Here is a 20,861-nt window from a genome sequence, read left to right on the forward strand (position 1 = left end):
GCTCTTCCGATCTCGGGTGTGGGTGCCATGACGCGTGACGCCGCGGACGGGGGCCGGGCGTGAAGCTCCACCAGGATGAACTGGCGCTGGCGCGGGCCTACGACGCCACCCAGCCGTTCGAGGGGCTGTCGGACGAGCAGATGCGCCTCGTGCTCGAGCGAGGGCGGTCGCTCTACCACTGGTACAAGGCGCACCCTCGCCTGCACCTGGCCATCAGCGTCGCCACGCTCACCGCGATCTTCGCCATCGACGCGCTGCTGCTCACGTGGCTGCCCGGCGCGCTGCTCGGCCCCGGCGACCCTGGCAGCCTGCGCACCCTTGCCGTCGCCGTCCTGGTCGGCGGGTGCCACAGCTGGCTGATGTACTCGCTGAGCGTGTACTCGATGCACGAGGGCGCGGCGCACAAGCTGATCTTCCCGCCGCAGGGGCCCGTCACGCGGGTCCTGCATCACGTGTCGGCCAACCTGGCGCGCGTCGCCGCGTCGGAGCCCCGGCAGTACGCGGCCTCGCACATGATCCACCACGCGAAGTTCGGCACCGACCACGACGCCGAGTTCCTGAATTTCGTGCGGCCCCGGCGCTACTGGCCGACCTTCCTGCCCCTCGCCTTCGACATCAACTACACCGACTTCATCGTGCATCGGCCGCTCGAGTGGACGCGCGACCGGCTGCTCTCCGGGCCGTTCGCCATCGGCTACCAGGGCGCCTTCGCCTGGTATGCGTGGAACCACTTCGGCCTGCTGTTTACCGTCGTCGCGTTCGGGGTCATGCTGCCGCACGTCGGTTTCTTCCTCGACCGCGTGCGACAGTTCACCGAGCACAACCTGATGCCGCTCGACAACCGGAACGGCTCGCGCAGCTTCGGTGTCGGCTTCTGGGGCCTGCTGGTGGGCGGGGGGCCGTGGGGCTCGCCGTGTCACTGGGAACATCACCTGGTTCCGAGCCTGCCGTGGTACCAGCAGCTGGCGCTGCACCGGTATCTCGTGCGGCTGCTCACGCCCGTGCAGCGGCGTCAGTTCCTGATCGAGCCCGTGATCGGCTTCCCGAAGCTCTGGTGGCGCCTCGTGCGCGAGACCCGGCAGTTCGCCGCACGACAGCGCCAGGCGGAGCGCTCCCATGTCTCGTGAGGCGCACCGCGAGGCCGACGGGGAGCCTCCGTCGATCGTCGCGCCGTACGGGTCGATCCCCGGTCCCGGCGCACTCGAGCTGCTCCGGATCCTGCCCGACCTCTCGAGCCAGCCGCTGAAGGTCTTCTCGCGCCTGGCGGCGACCTACGGCGATGTCTTCGCGCTGCGGTATCCGCTGGACAACGTGGTGATGGTGGCCGACCCGGACGGCATCGAACACGTCCTCCACCACGCGCACCATCGCTACGCCAAGGCCACGTCGCGGTGGCGCACGCTCCGGCAGATATGGGGCGAGGGCCTCCTCACGGCGGACGGCGACGCGTGGCGTCGCCAGCGGCAGCGCATCCAGCCTGCCTTCCACAAGGACCACGTGGAGTCCTTCGCCCAGACGGTGGCGACCGAGGCCGAGCGCACCGGCGACGCGTGGGCCGTCGCCGCCCGCTCCGGCGAGCCGCTCGACGTGTACACGGAGATGCTCCGCTGCACGCTGCGCGCGTTGCTCAAGGCGATGTTCGGCTCTGACGCCGACGACAGGGCCGACATGCTCGTCCATGCCGTCGAGGAGATCAACGGCTACATCGATCCCACGGCGCCCAGCAACCTCTGGAACCTCCCCATCCCCGTGCGGCGCTGGGTGCAACCGGGCTTCCGCCCCTTCCAGCGCGCGATGGACACGATCCGTCGCACGTTCGGGGAACTCATCGACGCGCGGGTGCGGAGCGGCGAGATCCGCCCGGACCTTCTGGGACTCATCATGGCGGGCCGCGACGACGAGCGGTCCGAGACCATGTCGGTGCGGCAGGTCCACGACGAGATGATGACGCTGCTGATGGCCGGCCATGAGACCAGCGGCATCACCAGCACCTGGACCTGGTACTGGCTCGCGGGCAATCCGGGCCCCGAGGCGCGCCTGCACGCGGAACTCGACGCCGTGCTCGGCGGCCGCGCCCCCGCCCCCGCCGACCTTCCGGCGCTGGAGTACACGCGGCGCGTCATCGACGAGGTGCTGCGCCTCTCGCCGACGATCTACGCGTTCGATCGCATGGCCATGGAAGACGACGTGGTGTGTGGGTACCGGATCCCGAAGGGCACGGCCGTCGCCATCAGTCCGTACCTGATGCACCGGCACGCACGGTACTGGGACCGCGCGCTGGAGTTCGATCCCGATCGCTTCATCGCGCCCGGGGCCGCCAGCCGTCCCGCATATGCCTACCTGCCGTTCGGCGGCGGTCCGCGCCGGTGCGTCGGCATGCGCATGGCGCTCACCACCACGCCCCTGCTCATCGCGACGCTGGCCCGCAGGTACCGGCTCCGGGTCAAGCCGGGTCACCCCGTCGAGGAACTGGCGCGGGTCAACCTCTCGCCCAAGTACGGGATGCTGATGCGGATCGAGCCTCGTCAGCCCTCTGGTGGCGTGCCCGCCGCGTCCGACATCTCCCGCAGTCCCGCTTCCACCGTCATGCCCCCGACGTAGCCGAGTTCGCGGCGGGCGCGCGAGTCGTCGAGCGTGACCTCCTCGCCCATCATCTTCACGACCATCCGCGAGATCGGCGGGGTGATGCTGAGGTGGAGAAGCCCCCAGCACGTCTCCACGATGCCTGCGAGGCGCCACGCGACGCGCCGCGGCAGGCTCCGATTGCCGGGGCGTACGCCCTGCGTCTCGAGCAGTCCCGTCACGAACGTGCGGAACTCGATCGGCGCGCCGTCGGTGACGAAGTAGATGGCTCCCGGCGTGCCGCGCCGCGCTGCGAGCACGAGGCCTTCCACCACGTTGGCCACGTGGGTAGACGACGTCAGGTAGCGCCCATGGTCGATCCAGCGGAATCGATGCGCGCGCACCGCCGCCTCGAGTTTCGGCAGGACGGACGTGTCGCCTCGCCCCCAGACGAAACGCGGCCGCACGATGACCGTGGCCATGGCGGCCGTGTTGGCTGCCAACACGCGTTCCTCGGCCAGCCCCTTGGTCCGCGCGTACGGGCCGTAGGGCGCCGCCGGCCGGGGCGTCGCCTCGGTCACGCGCACCAGCGGTTGCGGCCCGGCCAGCACGGCATCGGTGCTGACGTGGACGAACCGCGGCACGCCTGCACCTCGCGCCGCCGCCAGGACCGCCTCGGTGCCCTCGACGTTGACTCGATGGAAGTGCCGGGCCTCGCCCCAGTCGGCGACGATCGCGGCGGCGTGGAAGACCACGTCGCACTCGGCCATCCCGGCCTGCAGCGCCGCCACGTCGTGCAACTCTCCGGTCACGACCTCCGCGCCGGCCCGGCCCACGGTGCGTGCCGCGTCCGGTGAGCGCGCCAGTGCGCGCACGGCCACGCCCTGCCGTCTCAACTCCGCAACCAGATGGCGGCCGACGAAGCCGGAACCGCCCGTCACGAATGCCCTCTGCATCGGCGCCTCAGTCGCGCATGCGGCGTGCGAACGCCAGCGCCCGGCCCAGCCAGCCCTCCTTGAGGCGGGCGTAAGGCGGGTACACGAAGTGCGACAGGCGCGGCCGTCGCTGCATGAGGACAGCCCGCGCGTGCGAAAACGTCTCGAACCCGAACCGACCGTGATAGCGGCCGAAGCCGCTCTCGCCGACGCCGCCGAACGGCAGGTGTGGGTTTGTCAGGTGGATGAGGCAGTTGTTGACCACCGTGCCGCCGGCGTTCGTGCGGGCGAGGTACTCCCGCACGTTCCGTTCGCTCTCGCTGAACAGGTACAACGCCAGGGGCGTGGGGCGGCCCTGCAGGTACTCGAGGAGGTCGTCCTCGGAGTCGTACGCGAGCACGGGCAACACGGGACCGAAGATCTCGTCCTGCATGATCGCGGCGTCGCGGGCGACCCCTGACAGGATCGTCGGCGCCACGTAGCGCTCCGCGACGTCGACGATGCCCCCCGCTTCGACCTTCGCGCCCCCCCGCACCGCATCGTCGAGCAGGGTTGCCAGGCGCGCGCAACTCGTGTCGTCGATCATCCGGCAGTAGTCGCCGCTCGCTCGACGCTGCGCTTCCGAGGCGCCGTAGAAGTGCTCGAGCACGCCGCGCGCGGCCTCGCAGAACTCACTGACGCGCGAGGCATGCACGAGGGCGAAGTCGGGCGCCACGCAGGTCTGGCCGGCGTTGACGAACTTGCCCCACATGATGCAGCGGGCCGCATGCGCCACGTCGGCCGTCTGGTCGACGACGACCGGCGACTTGCCTCCGAGTTCGAGCGTGAGCGACGTGAGTCGGCCTGCTGCGGCGGCCATCACCTTCCTGCCCACGGGCGTGCTGCCCGTGAAGAAGACGTGGTCGAACGGCAGCGTCAGCAGGTACTCGGCCATGCTGGTGTCGCCGCGGACCAGCGCCACCTCCTCCGGCGGGAAGACCTCGGACACGATGCGCTCGGCGATCGCCGACGTGTGGGGCACCTTCTCGGACGGTCTCAGGATCGCGCAGTTGCCCGCGGCCACGGCGGCGACGAGCGGCGCGAAGAGCAGGGCGAACGGGTAGTTCCAGGCCGCCACGATCAGCACGACCCCGCGAGGCTGGGGCTCGATGCGGCTGCGCGTGCCGAGCAGGTGCAGCGGCGTGGGCACGGCGACCGGTGCCATCCACGACGGCGTCGACGCGATGGCCTCGTTCAGCTCGTTGAGCACCAGCTGCATCTCCGACAGTTCCGCCTCGCTCCGGTTCTTCCGGAAGTCGGCGTGCATGGCGTCGAGGATGCGCTCGCGGTTGGCGACGATGGCGCGCTTGAGCCGCGTGAGGGTCGCGACCCGCTCGGCCGCGGAGCGCCGCCGGACCACCCATTGGTGCGCCCGCTGCAGTTCGAACAGCGCGTCGATCGCGGCGGTCGTGGAAGGGGCGTCGGCAGCCGCCGGGTCGACTCCACTCGCTGGGGCCGCGTACGCGGGCTGGGGCATGACGTGTCCTGTCCTCCTGTCGCCGGCAGCCGGCGATCCATGAGCGACCGATGATCTGGAATGCCCAGAGTCTACCGCACCCCACCACGTGCCGCTGGACTACAATCCGCGCATCCCATGGCAGCGAGGGCCGCGGTCTCGTTCAGCGAGACGATGTGTGGAGGTTTCGGGTGGGGCGCCACCGATCCGATCGTCGGGGCCCGTGAGGGCCACGCCGCGGCCAGCTCGCTCACGCTGCACGCGCATGCCGAGATCGCGGACGTCCGGGCGTTCGTGCGCGACCCCGGGCACGGTGGCCGCCTCCGTGGCAGCGTGACGTTCGCGCCGATCGGGGCAGCGGACGCGACGGCAGAGGGCACGTTCGGCCTGTTCGTGCCGACCGCCGAGCCCGGCGTCAGGCTGATGACGTATCGCGTCGCATTCAGGGTCGACGACCGTGACTACTGCCTCGACGGCGCCAAGTACGTGGGACGCCGCTCGCTGTTGCACGGGTGGTCCGAGACGACCACGCTCCACTGCCGTTTGCACGCCGGCGCGGACACGACCGGAGCCGTGGTCGCCGCGGGCGTGTTGCACCTGGGCCCCATGGCCTTCGCCCGGCAACTGACCTCGTTCCGGACGCCTGCCGCAGGCAGCCTGGGCGATGGCGTCGGGGCGTTGGCGGGGTTCCTGTGGTTCTTCAGCGGCGAACTCATCGCCGCGTACCTGCCGCTGGCGGCGAGGCGGTAGCCGACCGGCGGAGCAGCGGCCTCGACGTCTTCAGCGCATGCGGGTGAGCACGTACCGCAGCGTCACCTGCGACGACCCCGCGCGCGTGCGTCGGCCGAGCAGCGTCTCGTCGTCGAGTCTCCTGAGGTGGTCGCGTCGGCCGGATCGATGCTCGAGGATGACCTCGTCGGCGTCGAACGTGGCACGCGTCCGCGACGACAGGAGACCGGTGCGCATGCGGGTCTCGACGGTTTCGCCGACGCGACTGGCGTCGAGGCGAAGCAGCGGTGGATTGAACTGGTGGTGCAGGGCGCGCTCGGGGTGCGAGAAGAGCACGAGGTGCCCTCGCCAGCGCCCCTCGAGTTCGGCCGGCAGCGGTGCACGTGCGTGGCTGGACGCGAAGATGGCGTCGTGGTCGGGGATGGCCATCTTCTCGAACGGATGGTTGCTGCGCGACATCACGAACGTCGCAAACACGCGTCCGCGGGGATAGCTGCCCAGGTGCATGACGCCGATGCAGTTGTCGGGGTCCACCGCCTTGATGAGGTCGTGGACGACGCGGTAGGGCTGATTGAGGTACGTCAACAGGAAGACGGTGTCGCCCGTGCGCAGGTACGGCCGCGTGTCGGACGCAAACACCTCGGGCCTCACCACGGCGCGGCCCGGCAGCAGCCCGACGCCGTAGTTGACGATGTAGGCGCGCGCTTCATCGCCGTGCAACTCGAAGCGTTTCCAGAAGCGCCCCCCGGTGTACTGCGCACCGGCGTCGTGAATGGGCGTCAGCAGGCGCTCCTCCCAGCCGAGGAGCGTGTCCTTGGCAAACGATCCCTTCCAGAAGCAGTCGCGCCACACGCGGCGGTTGTCGTAATCGACCGAGAAGCCGCCCTGGTTGCGCAGGACGGCCAGCGGCAGGGTGGGGCTCTCGTGCATGATGCGCTGGAGCTCGCGCGAGGGCAGCGTACTGAGGTAATCCGGCGGGTAGCCGGCTGCACCGGAATCGGGATGCGGGGTCACGGCGGGGACTGTATACTCGCCGGCACAGCGGAGCAAAGGAGCATGTCCGAACGCTTTGACGCGGTCGTGATCGGCAGCGGCTTCGGCGGGGCCGTCACGAGTTGCCGGCTCGCGGACGCCGGCCTGCGCGTGCTCGTGCTCGAGCGTGGCCGCCGATGGTCACCGGAGACGTTTCCGCGCAAGCCGGGCGATCCCTGGGTCTGGGATCAGGCGTGCCCCGAGAAGCGCAACGGCTGGCTCGACTTCCGGCTGCAGCGCGGCGTGTCGGTGGCGCAGGGAGCCGGGGTCGGCGGCGGCTCGCTGATCTACGCTAACGTGCAGGTCGACGCGCCTCCCGAGGTGTTCTCGAGCGACTGGCCCGCGGCGATCACGTACGAGGCACTGCGGCCCTACTATGCGCGGGTGGAGCGGATGCTGCGACCGCAGCCGGTGCCCGAGGCGCAGGCGCCCCGCACGTATCAGGTCCTGCGACAGGCGGCCGAGGCGCTCGGGCACGGGGCGCGGTTCCGGCCCATGCCGCTGGCGGTGACGTTCGACGACGGCTGGCGCGCCGACCGCGAGGCGCCTTTCGACGCCGGGCACTCGCGCCCCTGGGTCAACGAGCACGGCCGGCAGCAGGGCACCTGCGTGCACTGCGGCGATTGCTACCTCGGGTGTCGCGTCGGGGCGCGCAACACGCTCGACCTGAACTACCTGGCGCGGGCAGAGAATCTCGGCGCGGACGTGCGACCGCTCCACATGGCGCGCGTGGTGACACCGGTAGGCCATCACTATCGCGTCGACTTCGACCGGATCCACGACGGCCGGTTGCACCGGGGCACGGTCATGGCCGATCGCGTCGTACTGGCGGCCGGATCGCTCGGGTCGACCGAGCTCCTGCTGCGATGCCGGGATCAGTTCCGCACGCTGCCGCAGGTCAGTGGCGCGCTGGGGACCAGATGGAGCGGCAACGGCGACTTCCTCACGCTGTCGATCCAGCAGGCGGCCGTCGATCCGACGCAGGGGCCCACCATCACGAGCGGGGTGGACTTCCTCGATCGCCAGGTGCGCGGTACCCGCTTCCTCGTGCAGGATGGCGGCTTTCCGGACTACTTCCGCACGATCATGGAGGCCCGCCAACCCTTCGCCTGGAAGGATCTGCAGTTCAACGCGATGGTCTTCGGCCTGGCCTGTGTCCTGCGTCGGCAGGGCGAGTTGCCGATGATGATGCCGTGGTTCGGCCAGTGCGCCGACGCCGCCGACGGCCGGCTCTACCTGGGGCGCAGCCTGCTCGCCCCCTGGCGCCGCAAGCTGAAGCTGCAGTGGTCGTGCAAGGCGTCGCGCCAGGCCATCGACGCCATCTTCGAGACCCACTGCGAGTTCGCCCGCGCGTCGCAGGGTCGGCCGCTGGCGCCGTGGTTGTGGTCGATCCTGCGATCGCTCGTGACGCCGCATCCGCTGGGCGGATGCCGCATGGCCGACACGCCGACGACGGGTGTCGTCGACGACCGGGGCGAGGTGTTCGGGCACCCGCGGCTGTTCGTCGCCGATGGCGCGGTGGTGCCCGTCGCGCTGGGCCTCAATCCTTCCAAGACGATCGCCGCGCTGTCGGAGCGGATCGCGGAACGCATGCTCGACTGACGGGCCGCGTCCGTCAGTCGGGCCCGTCGAGCGCCTCGAGCACCTGCGGGAACACGTCGCGTGCCGCGTGCCGGCCAAGGAAGACGTCGAGGTGGCCGTACCCCGGCACGAGCAGCAGGGCGTGGTGGCCGGGCCGGAGGGCGTCGAAGTACCGGAAGCTGCGGATCTGGCTCTCGGCCAGGTAGCACTTGTTGTCCTGGCCGGCCATGAACACGATGCGCGCGTCGGTGCGTGGCGGGTGCTGGAGCACGTCGCGCGGGAGCTCCGCATGTCCCTCGACGCACACGAGCCGCCCGGCCCGCACCGACCGTGCCATCTGGTGGAAGAACGCCATGGAACAGGGGCCGAACTCGCCGCTGATCCAGGCGTGCGTGGCCGCGTCGAGGTTCTCGTGACTCCACAGCGTGGGGAACCCCGCGCCGTACGTGAAGCTGACGTGGCGGCAGACCGCGTTGTCGCACTCGTGGTGAGTCAGCCTGACGATCCCGTCGAGGATCCGGGGGATGCCTGCCGGGGCGTGGCGTCCCCACTGCGGATTCATGTAGTCGATCAGGTGCCGGACGCACAGCGCGGCCAGCGCCAGCTTCGCCCTCGCGAGACCGGGAATGACCGGGTGCAGCGACACGGCATTGCTGACGATGGTCGTGACCTGCGGCACGAGGCCGGCGACCGCGGCCATCATGAAGCTCGTGGAGCCCTGGCAGTGCGCGAGGACCTTCAGGTGGTCGGCCCCGGTCTCCTCCAGCACGCGTCGCACGGCGACCGGGTGGTCGAACACGGCCGCCTGATCGAGCGTCCACGGGTGCGGCGGCAGGTCGATGCTGGCCCGCCAGTTCTCGAGCCAGACGTCGTAGCCGGCGTCGAGCAACACATCGACCATGGTCCTGCCGGTGGGAGGCAGGAAGATGTCGGCGCGCACGCCGGCGCCGTGGATGAGGAGTACGGGACCCCTCGACGGTGGCGTCGGCCCGGTCACGTGCACGAGCGTGCCGGGGTGACCGTCGCCGGCCGTGAACGGGACAGATCGTCGGCGCGGCGCCGGGGCGCCGGTCGACGCACGCTCGGAGGCAGGTCGGTCGTCGGGAGCGGCAGGGTAGGTCATCGCTCGCGATCGGCGGCGTACTCACCCTTGGCGATCAGCTTGTCGAGCGTGGCCTTGGACGGAACATCCTCGCGCACGAACTCGGCGAGCATCGTGTCGAGGTAGCGGATACGCCGGCTCAACGCCTGCAGCATCTCCAGCGCGAACGTGGGATCGCGTCGCAGCTTGATCAGCAGTTCCCCGCTCCTGATGACGGCCACGCGCGTGGGCACCAGCGCGGAGCAGGTGGCGTTGCGCGGCTGTGAGTCGAGCAGCGCCATCTCGCCGAAGAAGTCACCGCGCTCGAGCAGCGCGAGGAAGACATCATGCCCGTCGATGTCCTTGGTGACGACGACCTTGCCTTCCTGCAGGATGAACATCTCGTTGCCGGTGTCGCCCTCGCGGACGATCACGTCGCCGGGCGAATAGGTGCGTTCATCGAGGTACGTGGATGCCATCTGCATGCCCTCTCGGCGGGGCGCCCAGTCCCCACGGAGTACTGCTGGCGCACCTGGAACCGACACGTGCCCGGTGCTGCCACGACTGCGTCGACGTGAAGTCTCGATGATAGTGCATGCGACGCCGCTTCGATGGCGATGCCACGACCGAGCCCACGGCTCGCACCGGTGAGCAGGACGACAGGAATCACGGCAGCACTTTACCGCAACAGCGAAGAGTGGAAGGGTAGAAGAGCAGAAAGAAAGAGGGCAGGGCGGGAAGGACGAAGGACAGAGAGCGGGACGAAGAAGTCAAGCATGCAAGGTGCAAGGCGGAGCAGACGGTCAGACGACCCGTGACGACCCGTCCGGGGCGAGCCGGCGCAGGCGCTGCGCGTTGGTCGATGAGGCCTCGAGGTGCGGCCCGTGTCGAGCACGACACTCACGGCAGGATGACCGAACACTGGCGCCGCCGCGACGGACAACGGCAGGCAGGCGAGGAAGATCCGAGCGAATCGCGTCATGCCTCGAGTCCGGAGGGACTTGCGTCGGATTGGGATCGACGCGCACACTCTGCGCCACGCGGACGGTGTTGCGCAACCGGAGGATGCACGTGAGGAACATGCGACAGGCGTTGGCCGGCACGGCCGCTGCCGTGACGATGCTGGTGTGCGGGGCGGGTGGGCTCCAGGCGCAGGCGCCCGTGTCGCCTCAGGCGCCGCCGTCCCCCCCGCCCGTCGAGACGCCCCGCCCGCGCCCGACGCCGCCGACGCGCCAGGCACTGCGCCTCGTGCAGGCCACCGAACTCCCCGACGGCACGCTGCCGCGTCCCACCCAACACGGCAACTTCATCGTCGGCCCGACACACGCGCCGGCGCCGGACACCGTTGCCCGCGAGGACGTGCCCAAGGGGACCGTGTACAGCTTCACGCTGACGTCGGCAGACAGCACGGTCTATCCGACAGGCATCGCGCGCGACGCGGGCACCTTCGGCACGCCCGACCCGACCAATCCGGCACGGCTCGACGTGCCCACCAGTCGACCCGCGTCCTGGACGCGCACCGTGTCCGTCTTCGTGCCGGCGCAGTACGTCGCCGGCACGTCGGCCCCCTTCATCGTCGGCGCCGACGGCCCCGACCCCCTGCTGTTCACGACACTCGAGAACCTCATCGCGCAGAAGCGCATCCCGGTGATGATCGGCATCGCGGTCGGCAACGGCGGCGGCGACGCGCAGGGAAGCCAGCGGGGGCTCGAGTACGACACGTTGTCGGGCCGCTACGCCGAGTTCATCGAAAAGGACGTGCTGCCGCGTGTCGCGCAGATCGCCAAGGTCCGCCTGACGACGGACCCCGACCAGCGCGCGACGATGGGCTGCAGTTCGGGCGCGTCAGCAGCGCTGTCGATGGCGTGGTATCGCACCGACCTCTACCACCGCGTCCTCTCGTACTCGGGCACGTACGTCAACCAGCAGTGGCCGTGGAATCCCGCGACGCCCGGCGGCGCCTGGGGCTATCACGAGACGCTCATTCCCACGACGGCGAAGAAGCCCCTGCGCCTCTGGCTGCACGTCGGCGACCGCGACCTGTTCAACCCCAACGTCATGCGCGACGACATGCACGACTGGGTCGACGCCAACGAGCGCATGGCCAAGGTGCTGGCCGCGAAAGGCTACCCGTACCAGTTCGTCTTCGTCCGCAACGCCGCCCACTGCGACAGGGGCGTCAAGGCGCAGACGCTCCCACTCGCGCTCGAATACGTCTGGGGAAAGTAGAAGTACAGGATGAAGTGGCATGGCGTGTGCTCTGGGAGACGCCATGCCTACACAGCGAAGGGACTTGCTGGAGCGATCGGCGGCGTTTGCTACGCGTTTGTTGAGGTGTTTCGTCGCAGAACGGAAGCGAGGCCTGATCCCGCAGACGTTGCTGCAGCAGGCCCTGCGTGCAGGAACTGCGATCGGCGCTCACAACGCGGAGGCACAATCTGCCACCACGAGGCGTCACCTGCTGGCGCTGCGGTCAGGTGCCCTGCGCGAAGCGCGTGAGGCGCAGTACTGGCTGAATCTGATCGAGCAGTCCGGTCTGTGCGCCGACCCCGCCGAGATCGGCTGGCTCCTCGCCGATCCGGCGAACTCGTCGCCATCCTCTCGACCTCCGTCAAACGCCTCCGCACCTCACCGTAGCCTTCACGCCTTCACTCCTTCCACCCTTCCAGTCTTCGACCTTCGGTTCTGTCGTCTTGCCCTGTTCGCCCTTTTTGCCCTTTTGTCCTTTGACGATGGCGCTACCCATGCCCGATCCCCGTCTCTCGCGCCAACACATCGAGCGTTCGCCCATAGAGGTCCGCGACCTCCTCGGGGCTGCTGGCGATGACGGTGAGGCCCAGCTTGCCGTACTCCGACAGCGCGCCGATCAGGTGGAACAGCACGCCTGACTCCGTGCGGTGCGAGTAGTGCAGGCCGTTGTCGGTGACGATGTCGATGAGGTCTTCGGGGAGCACGCCGCGATACGTGGCGGCGCGGAGGTTGTCGGTCGCCATGTAGAACTTCGGGCGACCGCTCAGCGAGACGAACTCGCCCGTGTCCGGATCCAGCGTGCCGCCCGTGAGGAACTGCAGCGCCAGGAACGGATGGGTGGTGCCGAGCACGCGCAGGTTGATCTCGAGCGCCGTCAGCTTCCAGGGATCCTCCGGAGCGTCCTTGTAGGCGAGGAAGTCGACGCCGAAGCGGCTGACGACGTCCTGCTTCGCGAGCACCTCGCCGACGAGGATGCTGCGCGTCTGGATCGCCATGCGGTAGTCCTCGTGCGCCGGGAAGCTGCACCCCTGGTACACCTGGCCCGACGGCCCGCCGAGGATCTGATCGTGCGTCGACGTCGGCAGCACCTCGCCCGCCGGACTGGTGCGCAACTGCGCCGACGGCGACACCTTGATCGCGGCGTCGATGAACTCCTCGACGATGCCCCCCATGCGCGTGAACTTCTGGAAGTAGTTCTGGTGCGTCTCCCACGGCACCGCGAACTCGAGCGACCGCAGCGCCTTGCGCACCGCCAGACGATCGTCGGGCTGATCGGGGAAGCGGAAGATCGCGTTGCCCTCGCCCGAGAAGCTGTCGTTCAGCTTGACGACGGCCTTGCGCAGGCCGGGTCGCCGGTGCGCGAGTTCGACCAGCGCGTCCTCGACGTCGGCCTCGCCGGTGAGGTCCTCGAAGCCTTCCGGCAGCTCGATGCCGGCCTGGCGGAACACCTTGCGGCTGCCCGACTTGGTGCCCAGATGGTTCAGCGTCGGGTCCAGGCCGTTGAGCGGGATGCCGAGCAGCACGGCCAGCTTCCGCTCGAGCGGCGTCGAGTTGAAGATCGTGAGATACGCGCGTGACGGGTCCGGGATGGCCTCGCGGATGCGTTCGATCAGGCGCGGGCGCTCGAGGATCTTCTGCGTCAGCGGTCGCGGCGACGTGTCGTACGTGCACAGCATCGTCAGCCGGGCGCGGGCGTGGCTCGCGGGCACGCCGGCCAGCAGGTGCAGGTAGTAGTCGAGGATCAGCGGATGCACCGGCTGCGACGTCACGTAGACGACGTGGGCGCGCGGGTTGCGCAGGCGGATCAGCAGGAACAGCAGGCGTTCCTCGTAGAACGTCGCGCCATCGAGCTTGCGCAGTTCATCCTGGTCGAGGGTGAGTGACGGGACGACCACCGACGTGCCCGGCTGGTCGGCCGTCCGCATCAGGACGTCCCAGACCTGGTTGAGGCGCGGCTTCAGTTCCTCGAAGCGGCGCAACTCTTCTTCGGTGGTCAGCGTGGCGGCAAAAGGCGGCTGCGGAATCACAGCGCGGCTCCGAGTTCGTCGAGGGACAACACTTCACCGGTCGCGAGCATCGCGAGCGGCGACGTCCGTTCGTGCAGGGGCCACGCGCGCCCGAGCGACTCGGCAGTCTGTCGCAGGCGGCGCAGCAGGTGGTAGCGCAGCGGCCCGTGCAGCGAGAAGCTGGAGGTGAGGGCCAGTTGCTGCTCGCCGGCGCGATCGTCCAGCGCTTCCATCAGCGTGCGCCGACGTTCCTCGTACCAGCGGTCGTCGATCTTCCCCGCGGCGTGGCGGCGACGCAGCAGGGCGAGCTGCCGCGGCCGATTGACGATCTCGGGGTGGTGGTTGACGCCGAGGATGCGTGGCATGCCGTCGGCGGCACTGCGCTCCACTTCCAGCATCGTCAGTGCCGGGCCGACAGGGCCACCGACACCAAGCGTCTCGTAGCCGATCGCCTGCATCGTGTCGGGGAGTGGCCCCTCGGGCAGCAGGTCGTACAGGCGGCTGTCGAGGACGGCGATGCGCTGCGAGGCGCCGGCCTGCTGACTGAGGAAGCGGAACCATGGATGGGTGCGGGCGGCCGGCGTCAGGGCGTTCTCCATGATGCCGGCGCTCTTGCCGCCCTTCTCGGGGCCGCGCAGGTGCGCATCCGCCACGCCGAGCCAGCGGCACATGATGCCGAAGCTGTGACAGATGGCGAGCAGGGTGCCCTCGGGGTGCGCGCGCAGGTCGTCGAACAGGCCGAAGACCTCGGGCTCCCACGACGGATCCTCCGCGATCCCCTGGCTGCCCGGATCGAGGCCGTCGTTCCGTCGGGGATCGAGGTGGCCCGGGCCGCCGGTGCCGATGCAGAGCAGGCCCGAGGCGGCGTCCACCGCGGGCCGTCCGCCGTGGCGGCGCACGTCGTACGACGACACGCGGACGCGCAGGCCAGCGTCAGCCATCGCCGCCCGCAGGTCGCAGACCACCTGGCGCAGCGACCGCACGACGGCGGCGTGACCGAGATTCGGCCAGCCATGGTTCATGTCCAGCACGGCGACATCCACGGTGCCGGCCTCTGGTGCCGGCGCGGCATCGCGGGTGCTCACGCGCTGATACACGAAGCCGCTCGTCGGGTGCCGCGTCGGACAGTCGGCGACACACGCGTCGTGCCCGTACGTGTACTGGTGGCGGCAATCGAAGGGCAAGATGCCGCGATCGTATCAGGCCAGCGGCGGGGGCGTCTCGCCGGCGTCCGGCGTCGGTTCCGCGAGCGCCGAATCCAGCGCGCGGCGGGCGAACCAGCCGAGAATGCCGAGCACGGCCATCGACAGCACCAGCGTCACTGCGGCCGACCCGAAGGCGTCACGCTGACTGAAGTCCAGCGTCGACAGGTGCGACCCGGCCTTCACTGCCACGGTGGTCCGGGGAGCCAGGCCGATCAGCGTTCCGACCAGATAGGCGCCGATGGGCACGCGCGCCGCCGCCATCGCGCCGTTGCTCAACGCGAACGGCGAGTTGGGTGGCACCCGGACCAGCGTCACGACGAGCAGGGTCTTGAGCCACGAGCGCCCGACCAGGGCGTTGCGCACGGCCAGCCACCGGGGACGTTCGGCCAGCAGCGCGGCCGCGTGCGTCACCGACAGGCGCTGGGCCCAGGCGTAGTTGATGCCGGAGGCCACGACGAACCCGGCCAGGGCAGCCGGGATGCCGATGCGGTCGCCGAACGCCCAGCCGCCGAGGATGGCCGGGGCATAGGTGGGCAGCAGCGCGAAGCCGCCGAGGAGTCCGAATCCCGTGATGTAGAGGGCCACGCCCCGCGGGCCCATGGCCTGCAGCCAGGGGCCGATGCTGGACAGGTAGCCAATCAGCAGGGCCGCGCCGATGGGTGGCAGCACCAGCGAGAGGAGGGCCAGCGGCGCCAGCCGCCGCGCCGCCGTCCGTCCGGCCTCGCTCGGGCCGGTCACCGGTGCGCGCTCCGCGTCACGCCCGGCCTGTCGAGTGCTTCCATCGCTTGTAGACCTCCCACAGCAACGGGAGCACCGACACCACGATCACCACCAGGATGACGCGATGCGCCTGCTCGGCCAGCGGGCTCAGTCCGAGCAGGTAGCCGACCCACAGGAGGCTGGTCACCCACAGCACGCCCCCGGCGACGTTGTAGGCCACGAAGCTCCGGTAGGGCATCTTCGCCACGCCGGCGATGAACGGCACGAACGTGCGCATCACCGGGACGAAGCGGGCGACGATCAGCGAGGACCCACCCCGGGTCGCATAGAGCTCCTGGGCCTCGTACAGGTATTTCTTCTTGAAGAACCGCGTGTCGGGCCTGTTGTAGATGGCCCGGCCGGCGCGGTTGCCGAGCCCGTACCCGACCTGGTCGCCGATGACGGCGGCCAGCACCAGCAGCAGGTTGGTCAGCCAGATGTTCAGGGGCGGCAACCCGGGGAACGCCCCGGCGCAGACGACACCCGCGGTCACCAGCAGGGAGTCACCCGGCAGGAAGAAGCCGGCCAGCAGGCCGGTCTCGGCAAAGACGATGGCGATGAGGATGCTGAGCCCGCCCCAGGCGATCAGGGCGCGCACGCCCTCGTCGCTGTGAAGGGTGCGCAGCCAGGTGAGGAGATCGACGATGAATTCCATGCGGGGGTTCGGCCGCCCTGCAGCGCGCCTGGCGGAACGTCAAGGATACAGGGCGTGGGGTAAACTCCCCCAACCATGGCCGACCGCCCGTGGATTGCCACCGAGGACGTCATGGCCGAGGTGCGCGCCCGGGTCCGCGCCGAGGTGCGCGCCCGGCTGGCCCGCAGCGGGGTGCGCGAGTTCGAGGACGAAGCGGTGTTCCTGGCGGCCGAGGACCTGCTCGCCCGCGCCCTCGAGCGCCGCGACCGCCAGCTCCTGCTGCTGCCCGAGTTGCTCGACGATGAGGACGACTGGCGGGTCAACCCGTCGCTGCGCCTGTCGAGCCATCGCCCCATTGCCGGCGGCGCCATCATCTGGCTGAAGCAGAAGCTCCTGTTGCCCATCACCCGCTGGCTGTACGACTACAGCCGCGAGAACTTCGCGCGTCAGGAACGCCTGAACTTCGTCCTGATGGCCTGCCTGCAGCAACTCGCGATCGAGAACGTGCGGCTGGCCACGCGGGTCGAGGCCCTCGAGCAGGGTCGCCCCACGCCCGGCGCGCCTGCCGACACGACGGGGCCCGCGTGAAGCTCGCGTGCGTGGTGCAGCGCTATGGCGCCGAGGTCACCGGGGGAGCCGAGGCGCATTGCCGGGCCATCGCCGAGCGCCTCGCCGAGTCGCACGACGTCACGGTGCTGACCAGCTGCGCCAGGGACTACCTGACGTGGCGCAACGTCTACCCACCCGGCGTCAGCCAGCTCGGGCGGGTCACGGTGCGGCGCTTCCCGGTCACGCACCCGCGGCACCTGCACCGCTTCGCCGACCTGAGCCACGACGTGTTCGGGCGACGTTCGACCACCGAGCAGCAGCAGGCGTGGTTCGAGGAGAACGGGCCGACGGTGCCGTCGCTGCTCGAGCACCTGCGCACCGAGGGCACGCAGTACGACCTCGTCCTGTTCTGGTCGTATCGCTACTATCCGAGCTTCTTCGGCCTGCCCCTCGTCCGCGATCGGGCCATCCTCGTGCCCACGGCCGAAGAGGACCCGACGATCTGGCTCGATGTCCTCGGTGACTACTTCGCGTTGCCTGCCGGTTACGTGTTCCTCACCGAGGAGGAGCGCGATCTGGTGGCGTCGCGGGCGCGCGGGCCCCTGCCGCCCTCGTGCGTCATCGGCTCGGGGCTGGCTCCGGCGGCACTGCCGCATCCCGAGCTGCGCGGTGAGCTCGAGGACTTGGGCGTCAGCTTTCCGTATGCGCTCTATCTCGGGCGCCTCGAGAAGAACAAGGGCTGCGAGACGCTGTTCCGCCACTACCTGCAGTACGTCGAGCAGGGGCGGCCAGCCCTGCCGCTGGTGCTCGCCGGCCCCGAGTTCATGGAGGTGCCGAGCCATCCGCAGATTCGGCCGCTCGGTTTCGTGCCGGAGCACCTGCGCGAGACGCTGCTCGGCAGTGCGCGGACGCTGATCATGCCGTCGCCCTACGAAAGCCTCAGTCTCGTGCTGCTCGAGGCGTGGAATCACGGGGTGCCGGCCCTCGTCAACGGCGGCTGCAAGGTCCTGAAGGGCCAGACGCTGCGCGCCAACGGCGGGCTCTACTACCACCACGCCAACGAGTTCGTCGAGGGGCTCACGCTGCTGGCGACCGACGAGTCGCTCGCCCTGCGCCTCGGCGCGCAGGGGCGCGCCCACGTGGAGACCTGGTATCGCTGGCCGCGGGTGATGGCCACGCTGGAGCCGTTCCTGCGCATGGTGGCCGACGCGTGATGCCGGAGACGGCGCCGGCCGTGCCTGCGACGTCCACGCGCACCGAGGTCGTCGCCGGGCTCACCACCTTCCTCGCCACCGCCTACATCGTCGTCGTCAACCCCGCGATCCTGAGTGACGGCACGGGCATGCCGTTCGCGGGCGCCCTCACGGCGACCGTGCTGCTGAGCGGGCTGCTCACCATCCTGATGGGGCTCTACGCCCGGCTGCCGTTCGCGGTGGCGCCGGGCATGGGCCTGAACGCGTTCTTTGCCTACACCCTCGTGGTCGGTCAGCAGATTCCGTGGCCGACGGCGCTCGGGATGGTCTTCTGGGCGGGCGTCCTCTTCCTGGTCATCTCGGTCACGCCGGTGCGCGAGCGCGTGGCCGCGGCCATCCCGGCCTCGCTGCGGACCGCCATGGCCTGCGGCATCGGCCTGCTGATCACGCTGGTCGGCCTGCGGGGGGCCGGCATCGTCGTCGGCGATCCGGTCACGCTGGTCAAGCCGGGGCCGTTCACGCCCTCGGTGTTGCTGGCCGTGCTGGGGCTCGTCATCGCCGTGGGCCTCATGGTGCGCGGCAAGACGATCGCCTTCCTCGTGAGCATCGGCGCCGTGACGGCCGTGGCGTGGATGGCGGGCCTGGTCACGCCCCCGCAGACATGGGTGAGCCGACCGGACTTCACGTCGGTGACGCTGCGGCTCGATCTCTGGGGCGCCCTCGCGCCGGCGCTCTGGCCCTCGATCGTCGCGGTGCTGTTCACCGACCTGTTCGACTCGCTCAGCACGTTCATCGGCGTCGCCGAGGCCACCGGGTTCACGGACGACGAGGGCCGGCCGGTCCGCCTCCGACAGGGGTTGATCGTGGATGCGTGGGCGACGCTCGGGGCCGGGCTGCTCGGCACGTCGTCTGGCACCGCCTACGTCGAGAGCGCGGCCGGCATCAATGCCGGCGGCCGCACCGGGCTGACCGCCATCGTCGCCGGGCTCTGCTTCCTGCCGTGCCTGTTCCTGGCGCCGATCGCCGCCGCGGTGCCGCCATTCGCCACCACGCCGGTGCTGATCATCGTCGGCGTCCTGATGTTCCGCACCAGTCGGGCGCTGCCGTTCGGCGCGCTCGAAGAGATGGTGCCGGCCTTTCTCACCCTGGTGCTCATCCCGCTGACGCTGTCGATCACGCAGGGCCTGCTGTGGGGGCTCGTGGCCCACGTGGTCGCCTTCGTCGTCGCCGGGCGGTCCCGGGACCTCACGCCCTGGAGCTGGGGACTCGGCGGGCTCGCGGTGGGCCTGCTGTACCTCCACGGGTGAACGCACACGGTCGGCAGCAATCCGGCCGGACCGTGAAATACTTTTCGGCAATGCCTGCGTTTGCGCCCGAGTACGTCCACCTCGTCCTCAACGACATCTTCGAGGACGCCAAGCGGCTCTTCCTCGTCCAGCTCCGCGCCATCGACTACGCCCACCTCGTCATGCTCACCGAGCAGGGCATCGTGGCGCCGGATGCCGCCCGACTCATCCGTACCGGTCTCGATCGCATCGACGAGGACCAGGTGCGCACCGTCACCTACGACGGCACGTACGAGGACCTGTTCTTCTACCTGGAACAGACGCTGATCGATGTCTGCGGCCACGAGATCGCCGGCCGGCTCCACACGGCACGCAGCCGCAACGACATCGACATGACGATGTACCGCATGCGCCTGCGGGAGGCGTTGCTGGACACGACGGCGGCGGTGGAGGAGTTGCGTGCCGCCCTCATCACGCTTGCCGGCCGACACATCCACACGGTCTACGCCGCGCACACGCACACGCAGCCGGCGCAACCCAGCACGGTGGCGCACTACCTGCTGGCGATGATCGAACAGCTCGAACGCGACCACCAGCGGCTCCGCGCGGCCTACGCGAGCGTCAACCGGAACCCGCTCGGCGCCTGCGCGATCACCGGCACGGGCTTCCCGATCGATCGCGACCGGACCAGCGCGCTGCTCGGGTTCGATGGCCCGACCGGCAACACCTACGGCAGCATCGCGACGGTGGATTACCTGCTCGAGTCGACGAGCACGCTGTCGGTGCTGCTCGTGGGACTCGGCCGCTTCGTGCAGGATCTGATGCTGTGGTGCACCGCGGAGTTCGGCTATCTGCGGCTCTCGGACGGCTACGTGCAGTGCAGCAGCATCATGCCGCAGAAGCGCAACCCGGTCGCTCTCGAGCACGCCAGGGCGCTCGGCAGCAAGGCGCTCGGGCAGGCGCAGGGCGTGTCGATCGCCGTGCACAACACGCCGTTCGGCGACATCGTGGACACCGAGGACGATCTCCAGCCGCTCGTCGCCAACGCTTTCCGTGATGCCATCCGGGCGATTCGCCTCGTCGCTGGCGCGATGTCGCAGGCGACCTTCGACATCGACAAGATGGCGTCGCGTGCCGCCGAGGGCGGCACCACGGTGACCGAACTGGCCGACACGCTGGCGCGGACGCATGCGCTGCCCTTTCGCATCAGCCACGAGATCGCCGCCCACTTCGTCGCCGAACGACGCCGCGTGCCGGCCGGACCGCTGGTCGACGCGCTCGCCAGCGCCACCACCGCCGTGATTGGGCGCACGCTGCCGTACACGGAGACGGAACTGCAGCACGTGCTCAGCGCCGCTCACTTCGTCGAGGTGCGGCAGACGCTCGGCGGGCCATCGCCGGTCCGGACCACTGCGGCGCTCGCGGTGGCCGAGCAGCAGTTGCGCACCGACCGCGCCTGGACTACAGCGACGCAGACCCTGCTCGGTGACGCCGCACGCGGCCTGCGCGCCGCTGTCGAGGCCCTCTGATGACGCACGTGCCCCACACCAAGACCCTCGGGTCT

The 20,861-nt window shown here is 69.9% G+C and carries 19 protein-coding genes; 10 read left to right on the top strand and 9 right to left on the bottom strand.

Features of this window, described 5'->3' with window-relative positions; all coding sequences use genetic code 11:
• Positions 1 to 59: 59 nt before the first annotated feature.
• Both Q0C41_RS05885 and Q0C41_RS05890 read left to right on the top strand, forming a co-directional pair.
• Positions 60 to 1,127: a fatty acid desaturase gene (locus Q0C41_RS05885; RefSeq protein ID WP_291981824.1), complete on the top strand. Its 1,068-nt coding sequence runs from the start codon at positions 60 to 62 to the stop codon at positions 1,125 to 1,127.
• On the top strand, positions 1,117 to 2,601 hold the full coding sequence (locus Q0C41_RS05890; RefSeq protein WP_291981826.1) for a cytochrome P450: 1,485 nt from the start codon (positions 1,117 to 1,119) through the stop codon (positions 2,599 to 2,601). The genes Q0C41_RS05885 and Q0C41_RS05890 overlap by 11 nt, the downstream gene beginning before the upstream one ends.
• On the opposite strand, the gene Q0C41_RS05895 is transcribed toward Q0C41_RS05890, so the two are convergent.
• Together Q0C41_RS05895 and Q0C41_RS05900 are read right to left on the bottom strand one after the other, a co-directional pair.
• Positions 2,526 to 3,518, bottom strand: a complete 993-nt coding sequence (locus Q0C41_RS05895; protein ID WP_291981827.1) for an NAD-dependent epimerase/dehydratase family protein — start codon at positions 3,516 to 3,518, stop codon at positions 2,526 to 2,528. The genes Q0C41_RS05890 and Q0C41_RS05895 overlap by 76 nt on opposite strands.
• Before the next feature lie 7 nt (positions 3,519 to 3,525).
• On the bottom strand, positions 3,526 to 5,013 hold the full coding sequence (locus tag Q0C41_RS05900) for an aldehyde dehydrogenase family protein (protein ID WP_291981829.1): 1,488 nt from the start codon (positions 5,011 to 5,013) through the stop codon (positions 3,526 to 3,528).
• Between the two features lie 117 nt (positions 5,014 to 5,130).
• Between Q0C41_RS05900 and Q0C41_RS05905 the strand changes: the two genes are divergently transcribed.
• Positions 5,131 to 5,742, top strand: coding sequence for a hypothetical protein (locus Q0C41_RS05905; protein ID WP_291981831.1), 612 nt, complete (start codon positions 5,131 to 5,133; stop codon positions 5,740 to 5,742).
• A 30-nt stretch (positions 5,743 to 5,772) separates the two neighbouring features.
• Here Q0C41_RS05905 and Q0C41_RS05910 read toward each other — a convergent pair whose 3' ends face one another.
• On the bottom strand, positions 5,773 to 6,735 hold the full coding sequence (locus Q0C41_RS05910; RefSeq protein ID WP_291981833.1) for a hypothetical protein: 963 nt from the start codon (positions 6,733 to 6,735) through the stop codon (positions 5,773 to 5,775).
• A gap of 42 nt (positions 6,736 to 6,777) precedes the next feature.
• Here Q0C41_RS05910 and Q0C41_RS05915 point away from each other — a divergent pair, with 42 nt between their 5' ends.
• Entirely contained in the window at positions 6,778 to 8,355 is a 1,578-nt protein-coding gene (locus Q0C41_RS05915; protein WP_291981835.1) for a GMC oxidoreductase, read from the top strand.
• Between the two features lie 13 nt (positions 8,356 to 8,368).
• On the opposite strand, the gene Q0C41_RS05920 is transcribed toward Q0C41_RS05915, so the two are convergent.
• Together Q0C41_RS05920 and Q0C41_RS05925 are read right to left on the bottom strand one after the other, a co-directional pair.
• Positions 8,369 to 9,457: an alpha/beta fold hydrolase gene (locus Q0C41_RS05920; protein WP_291981837.1), complete on the bottom strand. Its 1,089-nt coding sequence runs from the start codon at positions 9,455 to 9,457 to the stop codon at positions 8,369 to 8,371.
• Positions 9,454 to 9,900 (bottom strand): cyclic nucleotide-binding domain-containing protein, encoded by a 447-nt coding sequence (locus tag Q0C41_RS05925; RefSeq protein WP_291981839.1) that lies wholly within the window; start codon positions 9,898 to 9,900, stop codon positions 9,454 to 9,456. The genes Q0C41_RS05920 and Q0C41_RS05925 overlap by 4 nt, the downstream gene beginning before the upstream one ends.
• A gap of 595 nt (positions 9,901 to 10,495) precedes the next feature.
• Between Q0C41_RS05925 and Q0C41_RS05930 the strand changes: the two genes are divergently transcribed.
• The gene (locus Q0C41_RS05930) at positions 10,496 to 11,644 is read left to right on the top strand and encodes an alpha/beta hydrolase-fold protein (RefSeq protein WP_291981840.1); all 1,149 of its coding nucleotides are present in this window, start codon (positions 10,496 to 10,498) and stop codon (positions 11,642 to 11,644) included.
• Positions 11,645 to 11,687: 43 nt separating this feature from the next.
• On the top strand, positions 11,688 to 12,242 hold the full coding sequence (locus tag Q0C41_RS31360; protein ID WP_367079151.1) for a four helix bundle protein: 555 nt from the start codon (positions 11,688 to 11,690) through the stop codon (positions 12,240 to 12,242).
• Here Q0C41_RS31360 and Q0C41_RS05935 read toward each other — a convergent pair.
• From Q0C41_RS05935 to Q0C41_RS05950, 4 genes are all read right to left on the bottom strand, one after another.
• On the bottom strand, positions 12,154 to 13,692 hold the full coding sequence (locus Q0C41_RS05935) for a peptide ligase PGM1-related protein (RefSeq protein ID WP_291981842.1): 1,539 nt from the start codon (positions 13,690 to 13,692) through the stop codon (positions 12,154 to 12,156). The two genes, Q0C41_RS31360 and Q0C41_RS05935, sit on opposite strands and share 89 nt — an antisense overlap.
• Positions 13,689 to 14,756, bottom strand: a complete 1,068-nt coding sequence (locus tag Q0C41_RS05940; RefSeq protein WP_291981844.1) for a hypothetical protein — start codon at positions 14,754 to 14,756, stop codon at positions 13,689 to 13,691. The genes Q0C41_RS05935 and Q0C41_RS05940 overlap by 4 nt, the downstream gene beginning before the upstream one ends.
• Before the next feature lie 114 nt (positions 14,757 to 14,870).
• Positions 14,871 to 15,614, bottom strand: coding sequence for a VTT domain-containing protein (locus Q0C41_RS05945; RefSeq protein ID WP_291981846.1), 744 nt, complete (start codon positions 15,612 to 15,614; stop codon positions 14,871 to 14,873).
• Between the two features lie 16 nt (positions 15,615 to 15,630).
• Positions 15,631 to 16,290: a VTT domain-containing protein gene (locus tag Q0C41_RS05950; RefSeq protein ID WP_291981848.1), complete on the bottom strand. Its 660-nt coding sequence runs from the start codon at positions 16,288 to 16,290 to the stop codon at positions 15,631 to 15,633.
• Between the two features lie 75 nt (positions 16,291 to 16,365).
• On the opposite strand from Q0C41_RS05950, the gene Q0C41_RS05955 reads away from it, so the two are divergent.
• The 4 genes from Q0C41_RS05955 to argH are packed head-to-tail and all read left to right on the top strand — an operon-like array spanning position 16,366 to position 20,826.
• The gene (locus Q0C41_RS05955) at positions 16,366 to 16,857 is read left to right on the top strand and encodes a hypothetical protein (RefSeq protein ID WP_291981851.1); all 492 of its coding nucleotides are present in this window, start codon (positions 16,366 to 16,368) and stop codon (positions 16,855 to 16,857) included.
• Entirely contained in the window at positions 16,854 to 18,032 is a 1,179-nt protein-coding gene (locus tag Q0C41_RS05960; RefSeq protein ID WP_291981852.1) for a glycosyltransferase family 4 protein, read from the top strand. Before Q0C41_RS05955 ends, Q0C41_RS05960 begins: the two co-directional genes overlap by 4 nt.
• The gene (locus Q0C41_RS05965; RefSeq protein WP_291981896.1) at positions 18,032 to 19,318 is read left to right on the top strand and encodes an NCS2 family permease; all 1,287 of its coding nucleotides are present in this window, start codon (positions 18,032 to 18,034) and stop codon (positions 19,316 to 19,318) included. Before Q0C41_RS05960 ends, Q0C41_RS05965 begins: the two co-directional genes overlap by 1 nt.
• A 50-nt stretch (positions 19,319 to 19,368) precedes the next feature.
• Complete coding sequence (gene argH, locus Q0C41_RS05970; RefSeq protein WP_291981854.1) at positions 19,369 to 20,826, top strand: argininosuccinate lyase; 1,458 nt, start codon at positions 19,369 to 19,371, stop codon at positions 20,824 to 20,826.
• The last annotated feature ends 35 nt before the right edge of the window (positions 20,827 to 20,861 follow it).

The sequence above is a fragment of the Luteitalea sp. genome (assembly GCF_022842525.1).
Classification (GTDB): Bacteria; Acidobacteriota; Vicinamibacteria; order Vicinamibacterales; family Vicinamibacteraceae; genus Luteitalea.

What these genes read in the sequence shown, in the direction of transcription:
- Q0C41_RS05895 (WP_291981827.1), bottom strand. Translation starts at nt 3,518, where the DNA reads ATGCAGAGGGCATTCGTGACGGGCGGTTCCGGCTTCGTCGGCCGCCAT.
- Q0C41_RS05965 (WP_291981896.1), top strand. Translation starts at nt 18,032, where the DNA reads ATGCCGGAGACGGCGCCGGCCGTGCCTGCGACGTCCACGCGCACCGAG.
- Q0C41_RS05915 (WP_291981835.1), top strand. Translation starts at nt 6,778, where the DNA reads ATGTCCGAACGCTTTGACGCGGTCGTGATCGGCAGCGGCTTCGGCGGG.
- argH (WP_291981854.1), top strand. Translation starts at nt 19,369, where the DNA reads ATGCCTGCGTTTGCGCCCGAGTACGTCCACCTCGTCCTCAACGACATC.
- Q0C41_RS05950 (WP_291981848.1), bottom strand. Translation starts at nt 16,290, where the DNA reads ATGGAATTCATCGTCGATCTCCTCACCTGGCTGCGCACCCTTCACAGC.
- Q0C41_RS05925 (WP_291981839.1), bottom strand. Translation starts at nt 9,900, where the DNA reads ATGCAGATGGCATCCACGTACCTCGATGAACGCACCTATTCGCCCGGC.
- Q0C41_RS05900 (WP_291981829.1), bottom strand. Translation starts at nt 5,013, where the DNA reads ATGCCCCAGCCCGCGTACGCGGCCCCAGCGAGTGGAGTCGACCCGGCG.
- Q0C41_RS05930 (WP_291981840.1), top strand. Translation starts at nt 10,496, where the DNA reads ATGCGACAGGCGTTGGCCGGCACGGCCGCTGCCGTGACGATGCTGGTG.
- Q0C41_RS05955 (WP_291981851.1), top strand. Translation starts at nt 16,366, where the DNA reads ATGGCCGACCGCCCGTGGATTGCCACCGAGGACGTCATGGCCGAGGTG.
- Q0C41_RS31360 (WP_367079151.1), top strand. Translation starts at nt 11,688, where the DNA reads ATGCCTACACAGCGAAGGGACTTGCTGGAGCGATCGGCGGCGTTTGCT.
- Q0C41_RS05905 (WP_291981831.1), top strand. Translation starts at nt 5,131, where the DNA reads ATGGCAGCGAGGGCCGCGGTCTCGTTCAGCGAGACGATGTGTGGAGGT.
- Q0C41_RS05920 (WP_291981837.1), bottom strand. Translation starts at nt 9,457, where the DNA reads ATGACCTACCCTGCCGCTCCCGACGACCGACCTGCCTCCGAGCGTGCG.
- Q0C41_RS05890 (WP_291981826.1), top strand. Translation starts at nt 1,117, where the DNA reads ATGTCTCGTGAGGCGCACCGCGAGGCCGACGGGGAGCCTCCGTCGATC.